We start from the raw sequence: 14,948 nt of genomic DNA, 5'->3' as shown, positions 1-14,948 counted from the left end.
GCTTTACGATTTACTAATTTCAAGGAATGGCACACCGTATTTATCTATACAATTACGATCAGAAAACAGATCAATCGTTCGATACTTATTTAGGCGAGTGGAATTATGAAATTCCATTATTGCTGTATCCTCTTATTGCAGAAGATATCACAGTGGAAGGCGTTGAATTTTTCTCTAATAAAGAACAAGGAATTGTTCACCTGCGTTATTTTTTCAATTTACTGGCCGATACCTATCAACTGCATTACAAAAAAGCTTACTACGAACCTGTCAATAAAATGTTTGAGTTCCTGGAGGCTTTGCCTTATGATTCCTTCGTGCTGAATGCCACAGATGTGTTCAATATGAATGAAGAAAAGCATAAAGTACAGGCAAAGGAATGGCTGGTGGAAATTCAACAGAAGAGCAAGCTGTATAAAAAAGCGGTGCAAAGTCAGAATCTTTCATTATTAGATTCCTTGTTTTCGCGTACAGGCTATTCTTCATTTCTCGATATTTTACAGACGGACTGGATCAATTACGGACTGGGATATTTTGAGGAGCTTGCTTATAAGAAAGCAGCCTCTTCTGTATTTGAAAAAAACGGAAAATTGGGACTGAAGGATGCAAAAGGTGCTATTTTGGCTCCGGCTGTTTATGATGAAATATTTGAAACAGACTATCATTACGGGATATCGGTGATCCAAAAAGAAGGACTGTTCGGGTACCTGCAAAGTGACGGGAAAGAATTGGTTCCTCCAATGTATGAAGAAGCTTTTGATGTGTTCGATTTTGCTCTGGAACCTTTGGGTGAAGTAAAAGTGAATGGGAAATCGGGGATTTTAAAAGTGTATTCAAAAACCTGGCTGGTTCCCGCTGATTATGATGCAATCGAAAGAGTAGCCTATGGATTTTTAGGGGTGGAAAAAGAAGGGAAATTTGGAGTGTATGGCGATGAAAATAATATCATTATTCCTGTTGAAAGCGAAAGCTCTTATGAGTATGATTATTTTCCAGAGTTGTTTTTCACCAAACAAAAGGGAACCAGCAAACGCAGGTACTATACAAAAGAAGGATGCTATTTGGGTGATTTCTTAGAAGGTAGTATCTTAAAAACGAATGCTTGTTTCTGGATTAAACCGAACAAATTTGACAAAAAAGGTAGATTGATTGATGAAAATGGCGGCCTTATAATAGATGAAGCAGATCAATTGATTTTAATAGATCATTTTGAAGCACTGGCTGTTCGTAAAGATAAAAAATGGAAGATCTATCATGCCTTAAAACATCTGTTTTTGTTAGACAATGAATATATTATTAAAGTAAAAGCAGAATCAAGTATTGGATATAAAAACAATGCTTTTATCCTGGAAACCCAAACCGGATTAGGACTTTTCGATGCAGATAATGAGAATTGGTTAATCGCTCCTCAATCAGAAATTAAACAGATGCATTATTTGCAAAACGGATTTTTATCTGTCCAAAAAAATAAAGGGTATCTATTGTTTGATTTCGAAAATGGTTTGTCGGCAGAATTGTATGACTATATTTCTAATCCTTTGAATTATAGAACGGAAGAAGGGTTGCTGTTTCTATATAAAGGAGCCAATATGTTTAGAATAAATGAAGACAGAAGCATTCAGATGGTAGAGACAGCTGAGTATGGACCTATTTATCTGGATCGGTATTCATTCCGGGGAAAAGATTTGGAATATTTTACTTCCTTTTATAACCGTTGGAAAAACCAGGCCGGTAGTAACTTTGAACAGTTTATGGATGTTGAAATCATTAAAAAAATGGCTTTTGATGCAAAAGAAAATCAAAATTACCGGGAAGCACTTCGCTTGTTTGAACTATCTGCTCAGAAAAACGATGTAGACAGCTGGGTAGAAATGGGGATATTACTCACCGATCCTGAAATTGAATCATTATTTAATCCACAAAAAGGGATTGCATATTACGAAAAAGCGGCACAACAAAATCACCCTGTAGCCTGGAACAATATAGGGGCTTTGTACCACAACGGAACCGGATATGCTTTTAATATCAAAAAAGCAATTCAGGCGTACAGAAAAGGCGCTGAGCTTGATGACGGAATGGCGCTTACCAATTTAGGTGATTTGTACTATTTTGGAGAACATGTCGTACAGGATTATGATAAAGCTTTGGATTTTTATCAAAAGGCCGAGAAAAAATACTACTATAACTACGATAAGATTTCAGAAATCTATTATCAGCTAAGAGATTATAAGAACCTTTTGATGTATTTAAAGAAAGACTATGATAAGTCTTATTCGGGGATCTATTACGGTATTATCTATGAACATGGCATGGGTGTAAAAGCCGATGCAAAGAAAGCTATTAAGTACTACGAACAAGCTAATGCTTACAATGCCTACGAATATGCTACTCAGCGTTTGGTGTACTACTACGGTGAAGATCCGGCATTTAAAAATGAAAAAAAACTTCAGAAGTGGAGATCTTTCGCTGAAGAAAATGGCTTCAAAATCAATTAGCAGGTATTTACTTATATTTACATTCTTTACTACAATACAACTTAATAAAGATAAGGGTTTGATGCACAGGTTATTGTTTATATTTATTGTACTTTTTTGTCCGTTTTTTGTTCAGGCACAAGATGTTTTAAGCAAATTTGAAAAGGAATACAACCATGCTTCAAACAATACAGCAGAGCAGCTGAATCTGGCTCCCAAATACGCTACAGCCTTATTTTTTCACAACCTTAAGTCTAAATCTTATCAGGTTTTAGAAACCAACATCTCCATCGCCACAAAGCAGACTGACGGGAAATACGCCACCATTTTGTATGCCGTACAAGCCATGAATTATCGGCTTGATAATAAAGGAGCGGAATCTTTAAAAAGTCTGGACATGGCAAAAGGGTATAGTTTAAAAACGAACAGTAACGAAGCCAAAGGCTACCTGCAATATGCTAAAGGCTGGATTTTGGTACGCAATAATAAAACAACTGATGCCGTTGCTGCTTATCTAAAAGCGATCGAATATTACGAAAATTCGCCAACGACTTCCACGCTGTACGGAAGATTTGGCAATACAGCCAAAGAGCTTTCTGCTATTTATTCTAACCTCAATGAATACCAACTGGAAGAGAAATACAGCAAACAATTTCTCCTGTTGGCATCCAAACAAAATGATCCTAATCTTATCTTCGATGCCTATATGCGAATGGGCTACGTATACGAACAAAAATACACCCAAACTCCATCGAATACAGAGTTTAGAAATAAAACAGAGCAGTATTATCTGCAGGCTATCACGACTTTCAACAAAAACAAAGAGGCTATGCTCAATAGGAGCAGTCTTTCCTATGCTGCGATCAATTTAGCCAATTTGTATACTGGTTTTGATAGGGAGAAGGCCATGCAATATGCCAGGTTAGCCAACAGCGTGAGTCTGGAAATAGGAGATCCCATCCATATCGCTTCTTCATTTGGGATTCTGGCAGAATTGGCCCTACAGGATAAAAATTATGACTTAGCTAAATCTTATTTTCTAAAAGCTTCTATGGAAATTGGGAAAAGCCCGGTTAGAGATCATAATATAGAATTGTCTATTCTTGAATCTTTATCCAGAATCAGCGAAGAGCAGGGCAATTATAAAGAAGCACTTACGTATTATAAAAGTTATGTTGACAAATATAAAAGCATTTACGATCAGGAAAAACTCGATATTACCAAAAGATTAGAATCTCAGTTTGATAAAGAACGACAGGAGCAGAAGTATATAAAGCTGCAGCTGGAAAGTGATAAAAAAGCACAGGAAATTAAGTTGATCAACATCTTGCGGGCACAGCGTGAACAGGTGTACAACAACTTAAAACTGGTAGAAGAAAACCAACGTGAACGACTGAAATTCTCAGAACTTGAATCGGAGAAAAAAGAGCAGCAGCTTCACTTGGCAAAATTAGAAACCCAGCAGAAGAACAACGATATCAATACCTACAAAAAGCTGCTGGCGTTCAAAGAAAAGATCAATACCTACTATATTTTCTTTATTATATTCTTCATTGTGTTGATCCTTTTACTGCTTTATGCCTATAAACAACGTGCGAAATCCATCAAGCGGAGAGACGAGTTGCATACTTTAGCCATGGAAAAAGAGAAACAAAACTCAAAAATATCCACGCTTACAGCATTGCTTGAAGGGCAGGAACAGGAGCGTGGCCGCCTCGCCCGTGATCTCCATGACGGATTGGGAGGTCTGCTTTCCGGAACCAAACATCAGTTGTCTTACTTGAACCCTCATCAGTCTGGGAATATAGAAGAAGGGATTTCTAAATCAATTGACCAGATTGATGGTGCAGTGGAGGAGCTAAGACGTGTAGCACACAATTTAATGCCCGATTTATTAATGAAATACGGTCTGGAAATCGCCATTCAGGAGTTTGCCCTGCGTATTTCCAATAATGCATTAGAAATTCACACAGAATTTATCAATTACAGCAATTCCATATCACAGGAAAAGCAATTGATCATTTACAGAATCATCCAGGAATTGGTCAACAACGCCATAAAACATGCCAATACTTCCGAAATTATTATTCAGATAAGTGAGGGAGAAAATGCATTAAACCTTACCGTAGAGGACAATGGCAAAGGTTTTGACCCTGCAAGCTTAGACGAGAAAAAAACAGCTGGTTTTCACAATATAGAACTCAGAGTCCAGTTTTTAAAAGGAACGATGAACATCACCTCCGAACTGAATATTGGAACCAGTATAGAACTTCAAATTCCTATTCATTAAACATGATAAAAGTAGCCATAACAGACGATCATCCACTTCTCTTAGAAGGATTGAAGAATATTTTAGGAAACAGTAACACCATAGATGTTGTAGATTGTTTCAGAAACGTTTCAGAAATGAATGCAGGTCTTGCAAAGCAAACCATTGATATTTTGTTGCTGGACATCAATCTGGTAGATACCAACAGCATTGAACTCATAAAACCTTTAAAGAAAAAATACGGAAATCTCCAGATTATTATCCTTAGCGTTCACAATGAACTGCCTGTAATCAATAGTTCTTTGGCTGAAGGTGCTTTGGGATACATTCAAAAAAATGCTTCAGTTTCTGAAATTCTGGAAGGCATTACTGCCGTATATGAAGGGAATCGGTTTTTATGCTCACAAACCAAGTCTGTTCTGGAGAAAAAATCGGTGGATGGATTAAGCCAGGTCCCGAAATTGACAAGAAGAGAAAAAGAAATTCTGGGGGAAGCAGCAAGAGGGCTTACTACCAATCAAATGGCAGAAAAACTCTTTATCAGCCCACATACTGTAGAGAGTCATAGAAAAAATCTTATTGAAAAATTTCAAACATCCAATCTTAGCTCAGCTATAAAATTAGCGATAGAATACGGTTTGATTATCGCGTAAAAATATTCATTCCACAAAAAAGGCCTGCTTTCATTACGGAAACAGACCTTTTTTTATATAATCAAATAATTTAGGTGTGTAGCATTAATCTTTGAATTTCAACGCAGCCTGAAACAGGTTTTTCTTTCCTATTAAATCATACTCGTCATTATATTCAGGCTGATACATTAATAGGTAAACGCTGCCGTCAAAATCTTTTAAATTGATGGGCTGATCCACCATGATATCATAAAACCTTGTAATAGTACGGGTAGCTGTCCATTGTTTGATGTTACCTTTAGGGTTTTTATCGAATCTATGGTCTCTTGCGTCTGTATAATACCAGTACGAAGGCGCAGAATCCATCAGAAACATTTCTTTATCCTTGTTATACAGTTCCTCCGCCATTCCCGTATTCTGAAACCATGGAATCTCCGTATTCAAAAGACCTAAAGCTCCGGCATAAATGTCCTTATTCGTAGTGGCCCCCACTAAAAATCCTTCCAGATTGGTAGAGGTAATTTCGAACAGGAATGTAGATTTTTTCAGTTCATAAACATCATTCACGGGCTCAATCACTTTTCCATCCTGTTTTATAACTACTTTTAACGATTGTGCGAAAGTCATAAAACTTAGTAAACAAAAAAGAAGGGTTAAACTTAATTTTTTCATTGTATCTCTTTAAATAATTGCAGCAAAGATATTAGACTTTATTCCCTTAGACACTCGCTGGTTTCAGGGGTTTTTATTTTATTGATAGATATTAAAATGCATTCTTACTTAAAACAGATTAGCCTTCAGTTGAATTTTGATAAAAGCCGTTTTCTGTTTTTTACCATTGGCCGAAGCAGAATTGAGTGGATAAACTTCTGCGTAAAAGGTCTCATTATCTGTCCAGAATGCTTTTTTTTCATCGGCTATTTTGAAATTGGTAAAATTTGCATACAAAAGGTTCTCCTGTCTTTTAGTTTGTGGTAAGTATTGGGTGATCACAAAATTACTCTCCACATCATTATTGGATGAGATGTAGGTGACCCAGTTCTTAGTAGGTAGAATCTGTGGATAACCCTGTGTACCCAATTCAAACATGGGTGCATTTTTTATATTGTAAAAAGAATAGAAAGAATCTACGGCTTCATCAGTATTTTCTTTGAAAACCTCCAGATTTAAGAAAGGTGATCGTCCTACATATTCATTAGCAAGTGGTCCGGTCTCGGTAGATATATTTTCATGTTGTGTGATAACCTCTTTTCTGCTATTGTCAGTGTATACCCAGTTACCATCCTGCAGCTGTACATTCGGATTTTTTACCAACGCTTCACCGATTCGGTTTTTTGAGCTTGCTTTAAATTCCTGCTCTGAAATCTCAGCAATTGTTCCGTATTTGCTAAAAGATTTATTCTTAAAATCGTCAGATTTTTTAAATGTACTGCTTCTGATCTCATAAAGATCCACCCCTTTTAAAGTCAATTCAAATGCTGCCTTGAATTCTGATTTCAAAACAAAAGCTTCAATGCTGTTCGAAATATTATTATCAATGCTGTAATGAATGGAGTAGAAGTCCTCAAACTCTTCAAATCCATAATAATTATGAAGTTTATTATAAGCTATTTTCAGATGAGCCGCATCTTTGCTTGGACTTACAAAAAACTGTATAGAATCCAGCTTGGTGAATAACTGAAAGGGGACATCCTGTACATTATCTACTCCTTTTATTTTTTTGAAATCGGCAAAGGTTATTCTTTTTTGCTTAACTTCAGTTTCTGCCTTGTTGGTCCCTGACATTTTATTCTGTTGGTTACATCCCACAAAAACAACCATAGATGATATAAAGAATTGATTTAAGAATTTCATTTTACATTTTTTGGCAAATGTATCAGTATTCAGACCAGCAGCCAACAAAACCGCCTAAAATGGGGAATAAATGGCTGAAAACAGGGATATATCAAACGGTAGAATTTGAACAATTTTACAAAGCGATACACTAAGTATTGTAAATTATTTTTATAAAAATGAAAAACGTAATAATCAGCTTTTCAGTTGTCATGGCTTTATTAGCTTCCTGTTCACCCGCTACAGAAAGAAAAGTGGAAAAAAATGCTTCTCCAGATGTAAAAACAGCTCCGGTTTCTAAAACGGATCCGGAAAAGAAGGACACATCAAAATTAGAAGTACCCAGTGATTTTGCATCCTTAGTTCCTATTGATGTATTGAATAGTAAAAGTACAAACGTGTATGAGAAATATGGGATTGAGTTCTCAGGTAACTGTTATTCATGCGATTTAGCAAGCTTGTCCATCACAAAGAAGAAAATAAGATGGACCAATGTTTGTGATGAAAAAGACACCTTTGAAATCCATGATTTTTCATATTCTATAGAAGGAAATAAAACTATTTTTAAAACCCCGGAAAGAATTTATACCTTAATTCAAATAGATAAATCCCCGGTTTACGAACTTGTTATAGAAGGTCAGAAACTGGAAATGAAAAACAAAAGAATATCCACCTATTTCACCACCCAAAAAGCTTTGTCTCTTTTTACAGAGCATGATTGTGGTGATTTTGAAGGATAGTAGAATTTTATAAATTTCTGTGAGAAGATGATCGTTGATTCAGGCGGTAGAGTAGTCTGAATCAACGATTTCTATAACTTCCCTGAAAATTGTACAACAAAAAAACCTCAAATTGCTTTGAGGTTTATATGTAAAATAATGATTTAATTATTTTGCTGGTTTTTTAGGACTCATCATCATAATCATCCTTTTTCCTTCAAGCTTAGGAAGCTGATCTACTTTACCAACATGCTCCAATTCCTGAGCAAGTTTTAAAAGCAAAATTTCTCCCTGGTCCTTAAAGATAATCGAACGTCCTTTAAAAAATACGTAGGTTTTTAATTTTGAACCTTCTTCAAGGAATTTTTCAGCATGCTTTCTCTTGAATTCATAATCGTGATCATCAGTCTGAGGTCCGAAACGGATCTCTTTTACAACCACTTTTACTTGCTTAGCTTTAAGTTCCTTTTGTTTTTTCTTTTGCTCATACAAGAATTTTTTATATTCTAATATTCTTGCAATAAAAGGTTCTGCTTTATCAGAAATTACTACTAAATCCAACTCCTGATCCGCTGCAATCTGTCTTGCTTTGTCAATTGGATAAATTCCTGGCTCTACGTTATCGCCCACCAAACGAAGCTCTCTCACACGAATTTTATCGTTGATCAAGTGTAAGTCCTCCTGTACAGGACGTCTTTGTGGGCCCCTGTTGTTAAATCTTTGTGCTATTGTATTATAATTTTATTGGTTAATTACTTAATTTAATTGATTTAAATATTTAAAAATTGAAAGATCCATTTATTTTTGAATCCTTCAATCTTTTAATTTAAATTTATATTGCTGCCTCTTTTTTGAAGTAAGCTACAAAATCTTCTAGTTTCATCACTCCAAGATCTCCTTCTCCACGTCTTCTTACAGAAATCGTGCCTTCATTTTCTTCATTTTCCCCTACTACAAGCATAAAAGGAATCTTCTTCAATTCAGCATCACGGATTTTTTTACCTGTCTTCTCGTTTCTGTCATCAATCTGACCGCTAATATCGTGATTTTCCAAAAATTCTGAAACTTTTTTCGAATAATCTACATATTTTTCACTGATTGGTAGAATAATAAACTGATCCGGGCTCAGCCATAATGGGAAATCACCTGCCGTATTTTCTAACAAAATAGCGATAAAACGTTCCATAGAACCGAAAGGTGCTCTGTGGATCATTACCGGTCTGTGTTTTTCGTTATCATTTCCGATATAATGAAGATCGAACCTTTCCGGTAGGTTATAATCTACCTGAATGGTTCCCAGCTGCCATTTTCTTCCCAAAGCATCCTTCACCATGAAGTCAAGTTTAGGACCATAGAATGCCGCTTCACCATATTCAATAACTGTTTTCAAGCCTTTCTTTTGAGCAGCATTGATGATGGCACTTTCTGCTTTCTCCCAGTTCTCATCAGAACCGATATATTTTTCTTTGTTTTCAGGATCTCTTAATGAAACCTGAGTGACAAAATCTTCAAAACCTAGAGATTTGAAAACATAAAGAGTCAAGTCAATTACTTTTTCAAATTCTTCAGAAAGCTGATCCGGAGTACAGAAAAGGTGAGCATCATCCTGAGTAAATCCACGAACTCTTGTTAAGCCGTGAAGCTCTCCACTCTGCTCATATCTGTATACTGTACCGAACTCTGCATATCTCTTTGGTAAATCTCTGTAGCTCCATTGCGAAGTCTTGTAAATTTCACAGTGGTGAGGACAGTTCATTGGCTTCAGCAAAAATTCTTCACCTTCGTTCGGAGTTTTGATCGGCTGGAAGCTGTCTGCTCCATATTTATCCCAGTGACCAGAAGTTACGTATAATTCTTTAGATCCAATATGTGGAGACATTACAAATTCATACCCTCCTTTTTTCTGAGCATCAGAAAGGAAATTTTCCAGTTTTCTTCTTAAAGCAGTACCTTTTGGCAACCATAGTGGTAAACCGGCACCTACTTTTTCAGAAAATGCGAAAATTCCAAGTTCTTTACCTAATTTTCTGTGGTCTCTTCTTTTTGCCTCTTCCAATCTTTCAAGATATTCAGTAAGATCTTTCTGTTTCGGGAAAGAAATACCATATACTCTTGTCAATTGTGGGTTCTTTTCATTTCCTCTCCAATAGGCCCCTGCTGCATTTAAAATTTTAACCGCTTTTACAATTCCTGTATTCGGAATGTGACCACCACGACATAAATCTGTGAAATTATCGTGTGTTACAAAAGTGATTTCTCCATCATTAAGATTAGAAATCAATTCTACTTTGTACGGGTTGTCTGCATATGTTTTTAAAGCTTCATCTTTAGAAACCGGATATAAGGAGAAAGTAGAACCTTTCTTCGCATTTTCTAAGATCTTTTTCTCAATCTTTTCAAAATCTTTTTCAGATAAGTTTTCATCCCCGAAATCTACATCATAATAGAATCCGCTTTCAATGGCAGGCCCGATGGTCAACTTAGCATTAGGATAAAATTCAAGGATTGCCTGCGCCAAAAGGTGGGCAGAAGAGTGCCAGAAAGCCTTCTTTCCAAGATCATCATTCCATGTCAATAGCTGTACCGTAGAATCCGTGGTTATAGGTGTGGTTGTTTCTACTTGTTTGTCATTAACAATTGCGGAAATGGTGTTTCTAGCCAATCCCTCGCTTATAGATTTTGCCACATCTAGTGGAGTCACTGCTCCCTCGAATTCTTTGACACTATTGTCTGGAAGTGTAATTTTTATCATTGTTTACTAAGAAATTTTAAGATGCAAAAATACGGAATTTTTAGATAATATACTATATTAGCCTATATATTTAGAATGAGAATTAATATTAAAAAAGAAAAATAGGGGTGTTTTTGTCTCATTGAACTCCAGATTCAGTTTTTCACAAAAAAATACTTCAGAATTTTCTGATATGTATTTCCTTGTTATTAAGACTCATTTTTTTGAAATTCTTTAAAAAACAAACAAATTATACTTCAATATGAATACTATAAATGTTGATTTGCACTGCGATTTATTATGCTATTTATTAGAGCCGGGCTCATTAATTGATGACAAAGAGCTTGGCTGTTCACTTCCTTATTTACAAGAAGGAAATGTAAAGCTTCAGGTTATGGCCATATACTCGGCAACAGGAGAAAATAGTACTGTTTATGGAGCAAAACAGAGTGAAATATTTTCGGATCTCCTACAAAATGAAAGTTTTTTCTTATTTGATGGGGAAAACTATAAGAATCCTGAGAACACGAACAAAGTAGGGGTTATTGCTTCTATTGAAAATGCATCCGGCTTTTGTGGCGAAAGTGATACCCTGGAATCTGGTTTTAAAAACCTGGAAGACATCATTGAAAAAACACAGCGAGTTCTTTACCTGGGAATAACCCATTATACTGAAAACCGTTTTGGAGGAGGAAACAATTCTGATGTGGGACTGAAAGATGACGGAAAAGTTCTGCTAGATTATATTTCAGAAAAGAATATCGCTATTGATCTGGCTCATACCAGTGATCAGCTTGCCTATGGAATTCTTAATTATATAGATCAAAGAAACTACAAGATTCCTATTTTGGCAAGTCATTCTAATTATAGACAGGTACATGACAAAAAAAGAAACCTTCCTGATGAACTGGCAAAAGAAGTTATTAAAAGGAAAGGATTAATAGGGCTCAATTTTATCCGCAACTGTATTGATGAGAAAAATCCCGAGATGTTATATGAACATATTCAGTACGGTCTTGATTTAGGAGCAGAAGATGCTATTGCTTATGGTGCAGATTTTTTCTTTTGCAAAAACCATCCGGATAAATCCCGTTATCCTTTTTTCTTTGAAGGATATGATGATGCGTCTGCCTTCAATGCGATCAATAAAGAAATTGAAAAACGCTTCTCATCCGAACTGGTAGAAAAGATCAGTCATAAAAATGCTCTTAGGTTTATAGAGAATATGTATAAATAAAAACAGAATTGAAGACGATTTTATTCTCTCGCAGATTCAGCTGATTTCGCAGATGTACATAAAAAGATCTGCTTAATTTGCTCAATCGGCGAGAGATTATTTTTTAAAATAAACTGACCGTTTTCAATGTTTAATTTTACATTAAATAAAGCATTTTAATTGATTTTAAAACAGTGTTTTATGATATTTTATTTAATGCTTTCTTTTATACTTTACTTTCTGTTTGATAATTTCAATTACATCTACATTCTGGACTTTAGATTTGATCCATCCATGAATATCAATATAAAATAATGACCGTCTGTAATATTCATTATTGGAAAATTCTTCCAGCTTTTTATCAAAACTTTCAAAGGCTTTCTGTCTTTGATTCAACACCTGATTATTAAGATTCTTAAAAAACTGAATGCTTTCAAAATGGAAGTCTTCCGGCTTTTTCATTTTTTTTGCAAACTTCAATGTCGAGGCAATAAATTCATCATAATCCTCATCATTTCCGGATTCATACTTCGCCATTAAAATCAAAATTCGGGTATGAAACAACAGATCTTCCTGTACATTTCCTTTTGACTCTATCACCCTCATAGAATACTCAATCGATTTTTCAAACATTTTACTGCCGAAAAACATCGCTGCCATTTTAAGGTAGAGAATCATAAAGTGGTGTTCGTCAATTCTTTCTCTGAGTTTTTCCATTTTTAATTCCACTTCAGGAATAAGCTTGGTTCCGGTGAAAAATTCACCTTTTACAAAGTGAATATTCATCAGTGTATTGTAGTGGGTAAGGAAAATAAGAGATTGAAGATTTTCATTCTGTGCAAAATTCTCAGCATTCACCATCTTATTAAAATTAGCAAAATGTTCTTCCAGAATGTCAATATTTCCATACAAAAACAGAATTTTCAACAGATACGTATTGCCTTTGATGTACCAAACCGGATGGCTGAAGATCATTTCAGGCTTCTTATGAAAAAGATCTACCCATTGATAAGCGTATTTCAATGTATACTTATAATCCTGTAAAAGCTGGTTTTTCCAGACATGGGCTTTGTAATACCAAAGCTTTTCAGTAAAGTTCAGTTTTTCCGGGCTTATATTTTTAATCTGAGCATTGAAAATATCCATCACTTCCTGTCGGCCTGTATCATTTTTTACATAGCCATGGGTAAGCATTTCGCTGTATAATTTCAGTGAAAGATTAGATAATTTTGTGGTATATCGGTTCTGTTTGCTTATTTCCTGGGATTGTTTGATGAGCTCTTCAGCGCGTCCTTCAATACTTCGTGTAATAAACTGTGATTCAATTACTTTTTCAAGATCTATGATTTCGGAAGCAATACTTTTTTCATCCAGTTCCAGCGCAGACTGCTTGGTTTTATCCAATATTTTTAAAGCCTGCTTATAAAGACCTTTTTGATAGAGGATATTGGCAAAATCCAACTGTTCCCGGAGCTGAATTCTATAATTCTGGTGGCTTGGGTTCATGCGGAGGCTTACCAGAACCTGCTTGTAAAGGTGGGCTTTAAGATTAGAAAGTTGCTGCTTTGTAGAGATTTTTTTCTCAATAATTACACTTTCATCATATTCCTTCATCTTGTCTATTTCGGAAAATAACAGGAGAAATTTGGCATCTACGTTGATTCCGAGACGGTTTACATATAACTTAAACTGTCGTTTTTCTGAGGTGGTCAATGACTTTACCAATACAAACAAAAAATCTTTCTGCAATTCTGCCATTGTAAATTTTTATAAATTAAAATACTGACTAATAAATGAATACGGTCATTTTTTCAACTGTTGAATATTGTAGTTTTCACAAAAAGTGAAAATCAAAAAATATTGCAAGCTGTAGTTTTGAACCAAAATTAAGTAAAAAACTTCACTTATGAATTCCGATAAAATTGAAATTTTTGATACAACACTAAGAGATGGGGAGCAGGTTCCGGGATGTAAACTCAACACGGAACAAAAACTGATTATTGCTGAAAGGCTGGATGGGCTGGGGATTGATATCATTGAAGCGGGGTTTCCGATTTCCAGTCCTGGAGATTTTGAATCTGTTTCTGAAATTTCAAAACTGGTGAAAAATGCAAAAGTATGCGGATTGACAAGAGCAAACAAGAAAGATATTGATGTAGCTGCAGAAGCATTAAAATTTGCCAAAAGACCAAGAATACACACCGGAATCGGAACTTCTGATTCCCATATCAGATATAAATTCAATTCAACAAGAGAAGATATCATTGAGAGAGCAGCAGATGCAGTTCGATACGCAAAAAGCTATGTGGAAGATGTAGAATTTTATGCTGAAGATGCCGGAAGAACAGATAATGATTATCTGGCACAGGTATGTGAAGCTGTAATTAAAGCCGGAGCTACAGTGTTGAATATTCCTGATACCACAGGATATTGTCTTCCAGAAGAGTATGGCCGGAAAATAAAATACCTGCGAGAAAATGTAAAAGGAATTGAAAAAGCGGTTTTGTCATGTCATTGTCACAATGATCTTGGGCTGGCTACTGCCAATTCTATTGCCGGGGCTATCAATGGTGCCCGTCAGATCGAATGTACCATCAACGGATTGGGAGAAAGAGCAGGAAATACGGCATTAGAAGAAGTCGTCATGATTTTAAAACAGCATAAAAATCTAAATCTACATACTGATGTCAATTCCAGAATGTTGAATGAAATGAGTACCATGGTATCTGAACTGATGGGGATGTCTGTGCAGCCGAATAAAGCTATTGTAGGGGCTAACGCATTTGCGCACAGCTCGGGAATTCATCAGGATGGGGTCATCAAAAACAGAGAAACTTATGAAATCATTGATCCTGCTGAAGTAGGAGTCAATGCATCTTCTATCATTCTTACGGCAAGAAGCGGACGCTCAGCATTGGCATACCGCTTTAAAAATATAGGGTATGATATTACGAAGAACGAACTTGATTATTTATATCAGGAATTTTTGAAAATTGCTGACCTTAAAAAAGAAATAGACAACGATGACCTGAGCATAATGATGGATTCTTTCAGTAGAAAAATAGGGTAAGGTT

At 35.6% G+C, this 14,948-nt stretch carries 11 protein-coding genes; 6 read left to right on the top strand and 5 right to left on the bottom strand.

What is annotated here, in order from left to right; translation table 11 throughout:
• Nucleotides 1-26 precede the first annotated feature (26 nt).
• From LF886_RS13735 to LF886_RS13725, 3 genes are read left to right on the top strand one after another with little or no spacing between them, the layout of a single operon-like run.
• Nucleotides 27-2,495, top strand: a complete 2,469-nt coding sequence (locus LF886_RS13735) for a tetratricopeptide repeat protein (RefSeq protein WP_236850084.1) — start codon at nt 27-29, stop codon at nt 2,493-2,495.
• A complete protein-coding gene (locus LF886_RS13730) occupies nt 2,434-4,764 on the top strand; it encodes an ATP-binding protein (protein ID WP_236850083.1) in 2,331 nt (776 codons plus the stop codon). Before LF886_RS13735 ends, LF886_RS13730 begins: the two co-directional genes overlap by 62 nt.
• Nucleotides 4,765-4,766: 2 nt before the next feature.
• On the top strand, nt 4,767-5,396 hold the full coding sequence (locus tag LF886_RS13725; protein WP_236850082.1) for a response regulator transcription factor: 630 nt from the start codon (nt 4,767-4,769) through the stop codon (nt 5,394-5,396).
• An 84-nt stretch (nt 5,397-5,480) separates the two neighbouring features.
• Here LF886_RS13725 and LF886_RS13720 read toward each other — a convergent pair whose 3' ends face one another.
• Together LF886_RS13720 and LF886_RS13715 are read right to left on the bottom strand one after the other, a co-directional pair.
• Entirely contained in the window at nt 5,481-6,047 is a 567-nt protein-coding gene (locus LF886_RS13720) for a hypothetical protein (protein ID WP_236850081.1), read from the bottom strand.
• Between the two features lie 108 nt (nt 6,048-6,155).
• On the bottom strand, nt 6,156-7,229 hold the full coding sequence (locus tag LF886_RS13715; protein ID WP_236850080.1) for a resolvase: 1,074 nt from the start codon (nt 7,227-7,229) through the stop codon (nt 6,156-6,158).
• A 158-nt stretch (nt 7,230-7,387) separates the two neighbouring features.
• Between LF886_RS13715 and LF886_RS13710 the strand changes: the two genes are divergently transcribed.
• Entirely contained in the window at nt 7,388-7,948 is a 561-nt protein-coding gene (locus LF886_RS13710) for a hypothetical protein (protein ID WP_236850079.1), read from the top strand.
• A gap of 147 nt (nt 7,949-8,095) precedes the next feature.
• On the opposite strand, the gene infC is transcribed toward LF886_RS13710, so the two are convergent.
• A complete protein-coding gene (gene infC / locus LF886_RS13705) occupies nt 8,096-8,596 on the bottom strand; it encodes a translation initiation factor IF-3 (RefSeq protein WP_236850078.1) in 501 nt (166 codons plus the stop codon).
• A gap of 163 nt (nt 8,597-8,759) precedes the next feature.
• Nucleotides 8,760-10,679 (bottom strand): threonine--tRNA ligase, encoded by a 1,920-nt coding sequence (gene thrS / locus LF886_RS13700; RefSeq protein WP_236850077.1) that lies wholly within the window; start codon nt 10,677-10,679, stop codon nt 8,760-8,762.
• 241 nt (nt 10,680-10,920) lie between these two features.
• On the opposite strand from thrS, the gene LF886_RS13695 reads away from it, so the two are divergent.
• The gene (locus tag LF886_RS13695; protein WP_236850076.1) at nt 10,921-11,895 is read left to right on the top strand and encodes a dipeptidase; all 975 of its coding nucleotides are present in this window, start codon (nt 10,921-10,923) and stop codon (nt 11,893-11,895) included.
• A 192-nt stretch (nt 11,896-12,087) separates the two neighbouring features.
• Here the strand turns inward: LF886_RS13695 and LF886_RS13690 are convergent, their stop codons facing one another.
• Nucleotides 12,088-13,632 (bottom strand): hypothetical protein, encoded by a 1,545-nt coding sequence (locus tag LF886_RS13690; protein ID WP_236850075.1) that lies wholly within the window; start codon nt 13,630-13,632, stop codon nt 12,088-12,090.
• A 148-nt stretch (nt 13,633-13,780) separates the two neighbouring features.
• Here LF886_RS13690 and LF886_RS13685 point away from each other — a divergent pair, with 148 nt between their 5' ends.
• Nucleotides 13,781-14,944 (top strand): 2-isopropylmalate synthase, encoded by a 1,164-nt coding sequence (locus LF886_RS13685; RefSeq protein WP_236850074.1) that lies wholly within the window; start codon nt 13,781-13,783, stop codon nt 14,942-14,944.
• The last annotated feature ends 4 nt before the right edge of the window (nt 14,945-14,948 follow it).

Origin of the sequence: Chryseobacterium sp. MEBOG07, assembly GCF_021869745.1 — a bacterium.
Lineage (GTDB): Bacteria > Bacteroidota > Bacteroidia > Flavobacteriales > Weeksellaceae > Chryseobacterium > Chryseobacterium viscerum.
This window is presented reverse-complemented; position numbering and strand designations above follow the sequence as displayed.

Excerpts from the sequence above, each read along its gene's own strand:
- LF886_RS13735 (WP_236850084.1), top strand. The coding sequence starts at position 27 with ATGGCACACCGTATTTATCTATACAATTACGATCAGAAAACAGATCAA.
- LF886_RS13730 (WP_236850083.1), top strand. The coding sequence starts at position 2,434 with ATGAAAAAAAACTTCAGAAGTGGAGATCTTTCGCTGAAGAAAATGGCT.
- LF886_RS13725 (WP_236850082.1), top strand. The coding sequence starts at position 4,767 with ATGATAAAAGTAGCCATAACAGACGATCATCCACTTCTCTTAGAAGGA.
- LF886_RS13720 (WP_236850081.1), bottom strand. The coding sequence starts at position 6,047 with ATGAAAAAATTAAGTTTAACCCTTCTTTTTTGTTTACTAAGTTTTATG.
- LF886_RS13715 (WP_236850080.1), bottom strand. The coding sequence starts at position 7,229 with ATGAAATTCTTAAATCAATTCTTTATATCATCTATGGTTGTTTTTGTG.
- LF886_RS13710 (WP_236850079.1), top strand. The coding sequence starts at position 7,388 with ATGAAAAACGTAATAATCAGCTTTTCAGTTGTCATGGCTTTATTAGCT.
- thrS (WP_236850077.1), bottom strand. The coding sequence starts at position 10,679 with ATGATAAAAATTACACTTCCAGACAATAGTGTCAAAGAATTCGAGGGA.
- LF886_RS13695 (WP_236850076.1), top strand. The coding sequence starts at position 10,921 with ATGAATACTATAAATGTTGATTTGCACTGCGATTTATTATGCTATTTA.
- LF886_RS13690 (WP_236850075.1), bottom strand. The coding sequence starts at position 13,632 with ATGGCAGAATTGCAGAAAGATTTTTTGTTTGTATTGGTAAAGTCATTG.
- LF886_RS13685 (WP_236850074.1), top strand. The coding sequence starts at position 13,781 with ATGAATTCCGATAAAATTGAAATTTTTGATACAACACTAAGAGATGGG.